Consider the following 12385-nt stretch of genomic DNA (forward strand, 5'->3'; position numbering starts at 1 on the left):
AATTAAGAATTAAGAATGAAGAGTGAAGAATTATGGAAGGAATTTTGCTCCGCAAAATTCCAATAATTAATTCTTAATTCTTAATTATTAATTCTTAATTGTACTTAGTTGTATTTTACCAAGGATTCGACTTTGTAATCAGAAAGTTTTTCTCTTCCGTTCAAATCTTCAAGTTCTATGAGAAATCCAAGTCCAACAACTTCTCCGCCCAGCTTTTCCACCAGCTTGGCAGCAGCAAACATCGTTCCGCCAGTAGCCAGAAGGTCATCCACAATAAGAACCTTTTGACCGGGTAGGATTGAATCCTTGTGAATTTCCAAAGAATCCATGCCATACTCCAGCGAATACTCATAACTTATGGTTTCAGCAGGAAGTTTTCCCGGCTTTCTCACGGGAACGAATCCTGTCTTCATTAGGTATGCCAGTGGTGTGGCAAATATAAAACCTCTTGACTCAGGTCCCACAATTATGTCAACCTGCTGACCCTTGAAACGGTCAGCCATTTGATTTATGCACTCATTCAATGCTCCGGCATCCTTCAGAAGCGTTGTGATATCCTTAAAGCTAATTCCGTCCACCGGAAAACCATCGATAACTCGAATCTTTTCTTTTAAGTCCATGATTCCTCCAAATTTATTTTTTAATGTACAACATGTCATCCTTCAGGGCATATTGTATATTATTGGCCTTTTTCAATATACATATTATCTCATCAGCGGTAATTTTTGTGTTATACAGCCTGTTGAACTTATCAACGAGCATGAATATATCCGTTTTGATTATTTTCGACTTTGTCTTGTTGATTATTGAGTTCAGCATTCTTACCTTTTCATCGTCAATCTTGTAATCAAGCTCTTCTCTTTCTTCAACATTCTGCAGCACAAGCTGCATGCTTTTCCTGCCGTTGAACTCGTTGATGCTCAGACTCACCGCATAGGATTGAGGTCTTGTGAGAATCTTTTCAAGTATGTTTATCTTTCCGAATCCTATTACAGGAACTTCCATTGCCTCGTCGGTCAGAACAAAGCTCAGGTGGTTGCCGTTCTTTCCTACTTTTCTTATATTCTTGAGATTTACATTTTCCAAGGCCAGAACAGGCTTAGGATTTCCTGCGCCGAAAGGCTCAAACCTGCTGATCTCTTCATAAAGGCAGAAGCTGACATCTGAAATCCTAAGAACAGCATCCGATTCGATTTCCCTGTAGCAGCTTTCGCTTAAATTAACGCTTTGAATGTAACTGTTTAGGGAATTTGCAAAGGCACAGATGTTCTTTTCCAAAATTGTCAGACCTGCTGCAAGCTTGTGTCCGCCGTACTTTACCAGGTCGCAATCCGAAGCCTTAAACGCCTCGAATATGTCCAGATAATCCAGGCTTCTGGCAGAGCCCTTGCCGATGCCGTCCTTGACGGAAATTACAACGCTGGGGCGCTCGTATTTTTCAGTCAGCTTCGACGCAACTATTCCAAGCACTCCCTCGTGCCAGTTTTCACCATAGACAACTATGACGTTTTTCTTGTAGAGAAAATCCGTCTCGATTTTCTTTACTGCTTCGTCGAATATTTCCTGCTCTGTGCTTTTTCTCAGAACATTCAGATTCTCAAGCTCCCATGCAAGCTCTTCTGCTCTGTCTTCATCCTTGGTGAGCATGAGTTCTATTGCCTTTCTTGCCGAATCCATCCTGCCTGCGGCATTGATTCGCGGAGCAATAATAAATCCTATGTGGTAGGACTCAATCTCCTTGCAGTCTATGCCTGAAACCTCTATTAGCTTTTTTAGTCCGATTATCTTCGTGTTGTTGATTTTCCTCAGGCCGTTTTTTGCAATTATCCTGTTGTCGCCGATGAGGTCTACAATGTCTGCAATTGTGCCTAGACACGCCAGTTCCAGCAGCACATTCTCCACATCCTGTACATTGAGGGTGCGGTTTAAATGCCTCAAAAATTTAAAAGACAGTCCGGACGCACACAACTGTTTGTTTTTCGACGGACAATCTTCTTGTTTGGGATTTATGACGGCAAATGCCTCTGGTATTGTTTCCTTGCACTGATGGTGGTCCAGGATTATGACATCCTTGCCGAAGCTGTTTATTTCAGCTACCTTTTCAACCTCAGCAATTCCGCAGTCCACTGTGATAATCAGTCCTGCCTGTATTTCGTTGTTTTCCAGGCTTCTCACAAAGTCCGTGCTTATTCCGTATCCTTCGCTTTCCCTTTCGGGAACGTAGTACTCTGCATCCGCTCCCGCCATGGACAAAATTATCATGAACTGACTTATGGATGTTATGCCGTCCACGTCATAATCGCCGTAGACCAGTATTTTTTCGTTGTTATTTATTGCGTCAATGATTCTTTGGCAGCCCTTTTCCAGGTCCTTGTAGTTCTCAGCTGCTTCGAAATATCTGAAGTCCGGGTCCAGAAACTGCTCTATTTCATCAGATGTTCTTAATTTTCTGTTCAGGAGTATGTTTGAAGATATGTCCGAAAGGTTGAATCTGCTGCTAATTTCCTTAATCTCTGCCTGTTCGTGTTCATTGACCTTAAGCTTCACTTTTTTCATCATTTGAATCTGAATCAGCACCTTCGTGAATATTTGCAGCCTCTTTTTCTTCGAGCTGCTTTGTAAGAAGAGCAACTTTATCTTCCTTAAGTTTTAGCTTTTCCTCAAGTTCAGTTGACTTTGCAATGAGTGAGGCATTATTGTCCTTAAGTGTCTGTATTTCTGTTTCCATTGCCTTGATGCTGTTTTCAAACTGAAGCTTATCATTCTCAAATGTCTTCAGCTTGTTCTTGATTTCTTTGTTTTCCGCTCTTTTCTTAAACTGTCTTGAGGTACCCAGAATCAGCACCATTACTGCTCCAATAATAAGGCACGCCATCATGATCAAAGCCAGAGGCATTTCATAACGGGCAAGGAATAAATCAACAGGCACGGGTGTGCCGTTTTGAATTGCAAAAATTGCAACAAAAATTGCAATCACCAATATTAAAATAAAACCAATTTGCATAGTAACTCTCCTCTCCATGTAAAAATTATTGTATCCGTTTTAGATTGCTAACAAACCTAGTAGTCTTTCCCGGAAGCACCTATATTATACTATACCTTACTGTATATTTACCACTGTTTTTTGGTTTTAAACCTATATTTCTGAGCCTGCAAGCTTTGCCTTAATAAAGATTGAACATTCTATCCTTTTTTTCTCAAGCTCGCATCCAACACTGTATGGTATCTTAAAGTCCTTGTTGAAGTTGTAAGCGTTGGCGTGGCATCCGCCGCTGCAGTAATATTTCGCCCAGCATTCTCTGCAAACTGGTTTCTCGTTTACAGACACGTTTTTGAACATATCAGTCACTTTTTCATTTGTTATTCCTTCATCCACGTTTCCGATGATGAATTCTTCCTGTCCCACAAACTGGTGGCAAGGATACAGTTCTCCCTCAGGAGTAACGGCAACATATTCAGTTCCGGCACCGCAGCCGATGCTTCTTTTGTATATGCACGGTCCGCCGTCAAGCTCTATGTTGAAGTGGAAGAACTGGAATTTCTTTTCTTTTTGAGGATATGACTCCAGGTACAGCCTTGCCAGCTTCTCATACTCAGCCTTGAGAGTCTCTATGTGTTCTTCCTTAAGGGCGTACTTTTCTTCCGGTTTTGCAACAACCGGCTCAACGGATATCTTGTCGAAGCCCAGATCTCTTATATGTTTAACGTCTTCTGAAAAGTCCAGGTTGAAGGCAGTATATGTGCCTCTGGCAAAGTAATCCTTGTCCATTCTTTTTGAAACGAATTTCTTGAAATTTTCAGTTATGACGTCGTAGCTTCCCTTTTGGTTTACTGTCTTTCGCATGTGGTCGTTGGTCTCTTTTCTGCCGTCGATGCTCAGGACCACATTGTCCATGTTTTCATTGAGATAATCTATCTTTTCGTCGTCAAGCAGCACTCCGTTAGTGGTTGCTGTGAACCTGAAATGCTTGTTGTGTTCCTTTTCAAGGCTTCTGGCGTACTCCACCAGCCTTTTTATGGTGTCGAAGTTCATGAGAGGCTCTCCTCCGAAGAAATCCACCTCCAGATTTACCCTGTTGCCTGAACTTTTAACTAGATAGTCGAAAGCTTTCTTGCCGGTTTCAAAGCTCATGTAGCTTCTTGCTCCGTTGTAGCTTCCCTGGGAAGCGAAGCAGTATTCGCACCTCAGGTTGCAGTCATGGGTCATGTTAAGACACATTGCCTTTATTGCAGGCTTAATCTTGTTCACGGCGTTTGCATCATCAGAATAGAGCATTTTGTTCACTATGAGATAGTTTATTTCGTGGACCGCTTCTTCAACAGTCTCTTTTCCGAACCTGTTCTTTATTTCATTTACTTTATCTTCATTTTTGAAATTTTCGTCTGTCAAAAGTTCAAATATTACTTCATCGACCACGTGCACCAGTCCGCTGCTGGTATCCAGCGCAAAGTGCATATCGTCCATTTTAAAAATGTGTATCATTGTTTCCTCCGTTTATTCCTTAACATAAAAAAGTTGCTCCGCAACTCCGCTCATAATATAAAAAGTAGTGGCTAAGCCACTACCATTATTTGTTCTCGCACTTTTGATTTCCAACTGTGCAAGAAGTTTTACATGCAGACTGACATGAAGTTTGGCATTCTCCGCATCCTTTTGCGCTCATATTATCTGTTAACTTAGTGTTGTTTAAAGTTTTTATATGTACCATAATGAACCTCCTTATAAGCTTTATAAATTATAGCATTTTTGGAGATTATTTAAAAGCATTTTTTTATATTTTTTAAGCAATTCAAAAATGCCTATTTTCCAACAGACTTCTGTTTCATGTTCACCCCCAGCACCCCTCCAAGGATTGATGCCGGCAGGTAGAGCATGTTGTGCAGAATATTTATTTCCTGTGTAAAGTTAAAAGCAACCTTCATAAGCAGCACAAGGGCAAAATACACTATCCATAGCTCTATTCCTCTGAGAAGACCTCTTTCCCCTGTACTCCTTGAGTAAAGAAGCGCTACAATGAAAATACACACCGGAATTGATATTGTATATGCAATTTCAGCTGTCGGATTAGATGAGAAAAAGTACATGTACAAAGTCAGCAGCAAGAAAACTAAAAGCAAAAGTATTATCAGGTAAAGAGAATATCTCAGCAACCTTCCTATATTCATATTAACCTCCATTTCTCGTTCTATTTAATACTATTCATGAATCGCTAAAAAAGAACATCAAAAACCATTGACAATTCTTTGATGTTTTGGTAGAATTCATTTTACTAAAGGGGAGTAGTTTTAAATTTCCAGTCAACATCATGGATAGAAATATTCTGGCTGGAAATCTGATTGCAACACAGGTAACCAGACTTTTAGTGTATCTTGACAAAAAAGGTGCGCTGAAAGTCTTTTTTTTCGTTAAGATACAAATATATTTCAAGGAGAGAAAATTATGTATTATCGAAAAAAAGCAGCAGACGTATGTCTGGAACTTGGCACTGCATACGATGAAGGATTAAGTACTCAGGAAGCTTCAGCAAGGCTTGAAAAGGAAGGACCCAATTCACTGGTTGAGAAAAAACCAAAGACAAAGCTGCAGATGTTTTTAACCCAGCTTAAGGATACCATGATTTACATCCTTTTTGCCGCAGCAGCCATATCAGTGATGCTTGATGAGGTGACGGATGCTGTAATCATATTGCTTGTGGTTTTCATAAACGCAGTAATCGGAATGGTTCAGGAATCAAAGGCCGAGGCCGCTCTACTGGCATTGAAAAACCTTTCAAGCCCCACTGCCACGGTGAGGCGCGGCGGCAAGACCATGGAAATCCCGGCCAGAGAGCTTGTTAAGGGAGACATTGTGCTGCTTGAGGCAGGCAGGATAATACCTGCAGATCTGAGGCTGACACAATCGTTCAACCTGAAAATCGAAGAGTCAGCTTTGACGGGAGAATCGGTGCCTGTTGACAAGGACGCTGATTTTGTTGCTGATGAAGAAACAGGCATAGGCGACAGAATAAACATGGCCTTTTCATCCACCAGCGTAGCCTATGGAAGAGGTGAAGGCGTTGTAGTATACACGGGAATGGATACGGAAATAGGAAAAATTGCAGCTATGATCAACGAAACTGCAGAGGAGCTCACTCCGCTTCAAAAAAGGCTCAACGACCTTGGAAAGGTTCTTGGTCTGTCTGCAATAGTGATTGTTGCCGCCATGTTTGGAATAGCCGTGCTTCAGGGAAGAGACATGATAGAGATGCTCATAACTGCCATATCCCTTGCGGTTGCTGCAATACCGGAAGGTCTCACAGCCGTTGTAACCATAGTGCTGGCTTTGGGAGTAACAAGGATGGTCAAGGTTAACACAATAGTGAGAAAGCTTCCTGCCGTCGAAACACTGGGAGCTGTAAGCATCGTGTGTTCTGACAAGACAGGAACATTAACCCAGAATAAGATGACCGTTACCGAGGTCTATTACGATAAAACCGAACAGGACGTCCTGGATATCTCATATGACCAGAATAAAGTCTTCGTAAACGGCTTTGTGCTATGCAATGACGCCAGCGCAAAGGGCGGAGTGAGAACCGGTGACCCCACGGAGCTTGCCCTCATTGATATGGGCGCTGCCATGAACTTGTCAAGGGAAACACTTGAGCAGGAAATGCCCCGCATAAATGAGCTTGCCTTTGATTCTTCAAGAAAGCTCATGACGACCGTACACAGGGAAAAAGACGGCAGGGTTGTAAGCTACACGAAGGGAGCCATGGACATACTCTTAAACAGGTGCAGCAGCATACTGATTCTTGGAAAAATTTCGGCCATAGAAGACAGCCACAAAAAAGAAATAACAGAAGCCGCTGCCAAAATGGCAAAAAAATCTCTCAGGGTACTGGCACTTGGATTTAAGGAAGGTGATGATTCAGCCAGCGAAGAAAATCTCACTTTTGTAGGACTTGTGGGCATGATTGACCCTCCCCGTCCTGAGGCAAAGAATTCCGTAAGCGAATTTAAAGATGCAGGCATAACAACTGTTATGATAACAGGCGACCACAAGGATACCGCTCTTGCCATAGCCAGGGACCTGGGGATTGCTGATGATGAATCCCAGTGCATAACAGGGCATGAGCTTAATGAATTATCGCAGGAACAGCTTAATAAAATGGTGGAAAATCTTAGAGTCTTTGCCCGTGTTTCGCCGGAGCACAAGGTCATGATTGTAAAGGCATTCAAGGCAAACGGCAGAATTGTGTCCATGACCGGAGACGGCGTAAACGACGCACCGTCGTTAAAGTCAGCCGATATAGGTGTGGCCATGGGAATAACCGGAACAGACGTAGCCAAGGGTGCCGCTGACATGGTTCTTACGGACGATAATTTCTCCACTATCGAAAAAGCGGTGGCAGAAGGAAGAGGAATCTACCAGAACATCAAAAAGACAGTGCTGTTCCTTCTATCCTCAAACTTCGGCGAAGTAATATCCATGTTCACGGCAATAGCCGCAGGACTGGCTTCCCCCTTGCAGTCCATACACATACTGTGGATCAACCTTATCACAGACTCTCTGCCGGGCCTTGCCCTGGGAGTGGATCCCAAGGACTCAGACATAATGAAAGCTAAGCCAAGGGACCCCGGCGAAAGCCTTTTTGCCAACGGCGGACTGCTGTTTACGGTTTACAACGGCTTCATGATTGCAGCCATCACTCTGGGAGCCTTCATATGGTCACCGGTCATTCACCTGGCTGATGCCGGCCGGGAGGTTACACTGGAAGGAATAAAGCTTATGCTTAGGGACCCTGACATACTCATGCACGCTCAGACCTATGCTTTCACCACTCTAGGAGTATCCCAGCTCTTCCACGCCATAGGCATGCGAAACTACGACAAGAGCCTTTTCAGGATGAACCACCTTGAAAACAAAGCAATGCTGGGAGCCTTTGCAGTTGGTCTCATGCTTCAGATAGCCGTTACGGAGATTCCGTTTCTGACGGTTGTGTTTGAAACCGTCAGGCTTTCACTGGACGAGTGGTTTAACCTTGTTCTCATATCCATGGTTCCGCTCCTGTCCCACGAGGTGATTGTTCTTTTAAAGAAAGTTACGAAAAATCAACTTAGTTTATAATATGAAGATACCATAGACAAAGGTTTAGCCACTGGAATTGAAATAACAAAAAAGAGCTTTGCATTAGCGTCAAATCGCAGTGCAAAGCCCCTTTTTCTATACTATGTCTTCTATTTTTCTGTAGTCCATGTCGTATCCGAAAAATCTTGGTCCGAATATGTCTATGGCCTTTTCTGTTCTCCACTGGTCGAAGGCTTTAAGCACAAATACCGTAACCTTCATGCCTTCTCTGGCATTGGGATTTATCAAAGGCAGCTTTTCATCCTTCACATAGATGTTTATGGAGTCCGGTACGGTTGCAAAAACCTGGCCGTTTTTCCATGACATTATGTATTCGTTCTGGAACCATATACGCAAATCCTGCCCCTGATACTTGTCTTCTCCCTTGATATACAGATTTCCGTAAGTAAAACCGTCTCTGTCTTCCCAGTCGGCTTCATCGATTTCTCCTTCAAAAATAACGAATCCATCAAATTTTTCCGACACATCGTAAGCGAAGTTTCTGCCTTCTTCGTTGGCGATTCTGGCAGTTTTTCCGATTTCCAGGCAATATGTTATTGTGTTTTGTATCAATGAATTTTTTAAATCCTTCCAATAGCCGGGATGATCCACCACCCCCACGGAATTGAAACTTGCCACAGCCGTCTGCCGTGCCAGCACCTCTGCCCTGTCGTCATTGGCAACGCTTGAAATTATCATGCTGTCACCGAACTGGTTTGCAAGCCCCATGGGTGTGATGGGAACCTGGTTTAAAACCAAGGTTGAATGCTGCAGACACGGAACGCTTCTTCCGGCAGGGTCTGCATCTATTATGGGTTTCCCGAGTCTGGCAGCCACATTCAGTGCAGCTGCCGTGTTTCCTCCCCCAAGCTCTGTTGCAATCACGCCGTAAAATTCATTTCCCAGGTATTGTTCAAGCACCTTTACAGCCATAACCTCCTTGGCTTCCTTGATTTTAGGCAGTGAATCATATTTTTTCTGCTGCTCATCAGAAAGAATTCCTATGGAACCGCAGGTGTACGGGCTGCCTATTAGGGCCTCGTCGGGAATTTCATCGGTCTCTGCCAGTTTAAATTCATAACCTTCATCAAAAGTCTTGTCCACAAGCTTAAGCCCTTCCGTGAGGCTTCCTCCTCCTCCGGTGCCAACGATGGCAGCACCGAGAAGAATATCGTGCAAGTCTTGTTTAGTAAGTATTCTCATGTTATGCCTGCCTTTTGAAAATTTTATCTTCGTAAGCTTTAAGTTCCGGGTGGACGAATTTACCTCTGTCCAGAACCTGCACATCATCAAGCCAAACAGATGCGTTAAGACAAATGCCGTCGCAGTGTGATTTGGCATCCTGCCCTGCAGGCGGTGCATCTATGGGGCTCACATATCCTATACCCCATTCAACGCATCCCCATACCCTTTCATCCTCTACTATGTCGCCGGTCAGTTTTGCTCCCGGATTTAAGCCGTAAGCCATATGAGCCAGCTTAAACATGTTGGGATCTCCAAAGCTGTTAAGCCAATCGCTGAACTGTTCTGCCTGAATGCCTCCTTCAACCTTCACAATTTTGCTGTTTTCAATTGTCAGCTTGACAGGAGCATCCAACAGCCTGAAGGGCGGCACCAGTGAACCGTCAAAGACGATGGTTCCCTGAACCGTATCAAACTCAGGCACAATGTTCAGCTGTCCCGGCATCATGTTCATACCGGGTTTTGAAGCATCTCCGCAGTCATTGCAAACCAGGTGTAATGGATTAGTTTCGAAAGTAAGATTTGTTCCTGCGGTTGTGGTTACTCTGTAGGTTTTCGCAGCCTTGTTCATGATCTCGAATTTGCACATGAATTCAGCCAGCTGTCCAATATCTATGTTTCCGATGTTTCTTATCATCAAATCAGGATTCATTTCAACCAGGTTGATATACCTGATTTTTTTGTTGTTGTTAAAAGCACTTTCAAATGGCGTGGAATATAAAAGCCACTGCTTGTTGTATTCAATCCATACATCCGTAAAGCTTAAGGCTGCTCCGAGAGCCTCCACAGGAAGGTCCTTGTCTGCGGCCTTTCCCACTCCACTCGGTGTGGCAGTGGTTATGACCATGGGTTTTCCTCCTGCTGCATAAACACTTGCTGCAGTAGCGTTAACAACGGCTTCGTTGGAACATGTATCAGCTGTAATCACAACTGTTTCTCCGTTTTTAACCTTCAGCATTTCTCTTATTAACCGGTCCGCTGCATTTTGCAGTTCAAACTCCAATAATTTCGTCATTTTATTCTCCTTATTATCGTAAATATCAGTCATACTTTCCGTTAAACGTATTTTTTAAATCTTTACATTCCGGTGACATGCAATGAGCCTTCCGTCATGACATCTGACCAGTTCAGGCTCGCATTTCGCGCACTCGTCAAAAGCGTATGGACAGCGGGTGTGAAACCTGCATCCTGAAGGAGGATTTATTGAGCTTGGGATGTTTCCTTCAAGTGTCTTGATCTGTTCAACACTTTCAGTATTGATATCAGGAATGGCTGCAAACAAGGCTTCCGTGTATGGATGTTTAGGATTGTTGAATATCAAATCCGTCTCGCCGTATTCAACAAGCTTCCCCAGGTACATAACGGCGATTTTATCCGACATGTAGCTCACAACGCTTAAGTCGTGTGAAATAACAATGTAGGTCAGGTTGAATTTTTCCTTCAGCTCATCAATCAGGCTTAAAATTTGAGCCTGGGATATGACATCTATAGAGGATGTAGGTTCATCCAGCACCACAAGCTTTGGCATGAGGGACAGGGCTCTGGCAATTGCAATTCTCTGCCTCTGCCCGCCGCTGAATTCATGGGGATACTTGTATGCCCCTTCCCTGGGGAGACCAACCATTTCCAGCAGCTCTTCCACCTTCGCCAGTATTTCGATACTGTTAAGCTTTGTCTGAACGCTCAATGGTTCCCCAATGACATCCTTTACAAGCATCCTGGGATTAAGAGACCAAAACGGATCCTGAAACACTATCTGAATGTTTTTTCTTGTTTCCCTCATATCTTTTTTGTTCAGTGCAAACATGCTTTTACCATCAAAAATAACTTCGCCTTCCGTAGGCTTTGTCAGGTTAAGCACCGTGTTCACCAGCGTTGATTTTCCGCAGCCTGATTCTCCCACAAGTCCCAGGACTTCACCCTTGGCAAGATTAAGCGATACACCGTCAACTGCCTTTACAAAGGCACCCTTTAGATCTTTTACAGGAAAGTACTTCTTTAAATCTTTTATTTCCAATATATTTTCACTCATAAATACTCTCCTTTTTTGCATTCTCCAAGGCAAGGCAGCATTTGACGCTGTGTTTTTCACTTATCCAAATGTCTTCCTGCATACTTCTGCACCCTTCTTGTTTCTTACTGCAGCTGCTGTAATAAATGCATGACCCTTCAGAGTCTTCTTCAGCTACATGGACTGTCTTGCTAATTTTTATCCTGTCCTTCTTGCTCTTTGGTATTGAATTCAGCAAAGCAAAGGTGTACGGATGTTTCGGGTTTCTCAGTACCTCCTTTGTGCTGCCCTGTTCAACGATTGAGCCCTTGTAAAGTACGGCAGCATTGTCGCAGGTGGATGAAATAAGCCCGGGATTGTTGGCTATGAATAATACAGTAACATTAAGGGTTGTCTGAAGTTCTTTTATAAGTTTTAAAATTCCAGCCTGTATGGTGACATCAAGGTTTCTGGTGGGTTCGTCAGCTATAATGAATTCAGCACCGCAGCTTAAAGCCAGAGCTATTATGACGCGCTGCCTCTGCCCTCCTGAAAGTTCGTGGGGATATTTTTCCATGGCCCGTTCAGCATCGGGAAGATCCACAAGCTTAAGCATTTCGACGGCTTTGTTACCTGCATCCCTTCTGTTCATACCCTGATTTTTCATGATTACGTTTCTAAGCTGGTCTCCTACAGAATAAACAGGGTTCAATGTAGACATGGGATCTTGAAATATCATGGATATTTTCTTTCCCCTTACTTCCTTTTCCATTTGTTTTGAAGTTTTTTTAAGCAAATCATCTCCGTCAAGCAGTATTTCCCCTCCGGCTATTTCTCCCGGAGGTGTTTCAAGAAGCTTGAGTATGGAAAGAGCCAATACGGTTTTACCGGTTCCGCTTTCTCCAATAATTCCGAATGCTTCACCCTTGTTGATTTTTATCTCATCAATGTCCAGTACGGTCTTTGTTCCTTCCAGTCCTTTAAAATTCACCTTCAGGTCTTTTATATGAAGAAATGGTTTTTCATTATGTTCCATCTTCTCACCT

Annotated in this window: 11 protein-coding genes; 1 reads left to right on the forward strand and 10 read right to left on the reverse strand. The window is 43.2% G+C overall.

From position 1 onward, the window contains the following. Window positions 1-104: 104 nt before the first annotated feature. From AAGU76_RS03475 to AAGU76_RS03500, 6 genes are all read right to left on the reverse strand, one after another. Window positions 105-620, reverse strand: coding sequence for an adenine phosphoribosyltransferase (locus tag AAGU76_RS03475; protein WP_342484045.1), 516 nt, complete (start codon window positions 618-620; stop codon window positions 105-107). A 13-nt stretch (window positions 621-633) separates the two neighbouring features. Further along, window positions 634-2559 carry a single-stranded-DNA-specific exonuclease RecJ gene (recJ, locus tag AAGU76_RS03480; protein WP_342484046.1) on the reverse strand — a complete coding sequence of 642 codons (1926 nt, stop codon included), beginning with the start codon at window positions 2557-2559 and terminating at the stop codon, window positions 634-636. After that, on the reverse strand, window positions 2537-3004 hold the full coding sequence (locus AAGU76_RS03485) for a LapA family protein (protein WP_342484047.1): 468 nt from the start codon (window positions 3002-3004) through the stop codon (window positions 2537-2539). Before AAGU76_RS03485 ends, recJ begins: the two co-directional genes overlap by 23 nt. Before the next feature lie 132 nt (window positions 3005-3136). Continuing rightward, window positions 3137-4483, reverse strand: coding sequence for a thioether cross-link-forming SCIFF peptide maturase (gene scfB / locus AAGU76_RS03490; RefSeq protein ID WP_342484048.1), 1347 nt, complete (start codon window positions 4481-4483; stop codon window positions 3137-3139). Between the two features lie 85 nt (window positions 4484-4568). Next, window positions 4569-4709, reverse strand: a complete 141-nt coding sequence (gene scfA, locus AAGU76_RS03495) for a six-cysteine ranthipeptide SCIFF (protein ID WP_342484049.1) — start codon at window positions 4707-4709, stop codon at window positions 4569-4571. A gap of 91 nt (window positions 4710-4800) precedes the next feature. Beyond that, complete coding sequence (locus tag AAGU76_RS03500; RefSeq protein WP_342484050.1) at window positions 4801-5166, reverse strand: TIGR04086 family membrane protein; 366 nt, start codon at window positions 5164-5166, stop codon at window positions 4801-4803. A gap of 274 nt (window positions 5167-5440) precedes the next feature. Here AAGU76_RS03500 and AAGU76_RS03505 point away from each other — a divergent pair, with 274 nt between their 5' ends. Then, window positions 5441-8107 carry a cation-translocating P-type ATPase gene (locus tag AAGU76_RS03505; RefSeq protein ID WP_342484051.1) on the forward strand — a complete coding sequence of 889 codons (2667 nt, stop codon included), beginning with the start codon at window positions 5441-5443 and terminating at the stop codon, window positions 8105-8107. A 96-nt stretch (window positions 8108-8203) separates the two neighbouring features. Here the strand turns inward: AAGU76_RS03505 and AAGU76_RS03510 are convergent, their stop codons facing one another. Genes AAGU76_RS03510 through AAGU76_RS03525 form a run of 4 tightly spaced genes read right to left on the reverse strand, consistent with a single transcriptional unit; the run spans window position 8204 to window position 12375 of the window. Continuing rightward, window positions 8204-9310, reverse strand: a complete 1107-nt coding sequence (locus AAGU76_RS03510) for a DUF917 domain-containing protein (protein WP_342484052.1) — start codon at window positions 9308-9310, stop codon at window positions 8204-8206. A gap of 1 nt (window position 9311) precedes the next feature. Continuing rightward, on the reverse strand, window positions 9312-10364 hold the full coding sequence (locus AAGU76_RS03515) for an aminopeptidase (RefSeq protein WP_342484053.1): 1053 nt from the start codon (window positions 10362-10364) through the stop codon (window positions 9312-9314). Window positions 10365-10418: 54 nt separating this feature from the next. Next, window positions 10419-11381 (reverse strand): oligopeptide/dipeptide ABC transporter ATP-binding protein, encoded by a 963-nt coding sequence (locus AAGU76_RS03520; RefSeq protein WP_342484054.1) that lies wholly within the window; start codon window positions 11379-11381, stop codon window positions 10419-10421. Then, window positions 11374-12375: an ABC transporter ATP-binding protein gene (locus tag AAGU76_RS03525; protein ID WP_342484055.1), complete on the reverse strand. Its 1002-nt coding sequence runs from the start codon at window positions 12373-12375 to the stop codon at window positions 11374-11376. Before AAGU76_RS03525 ends, AAGU76_RS03520 begins: the two co-directional genes overlap by 8 nt. Window positions 12376-12385: the final 10 nt, after the last annotated feature.

This window comes from Sedimentibacter sp. (assembly GCF_038562225.1).
Taxonomy (GTDB): Bacteria; Bacillota; Clostridia; order Tissierellales; family Sedimentibacteraceae; genus Sedimentibacter.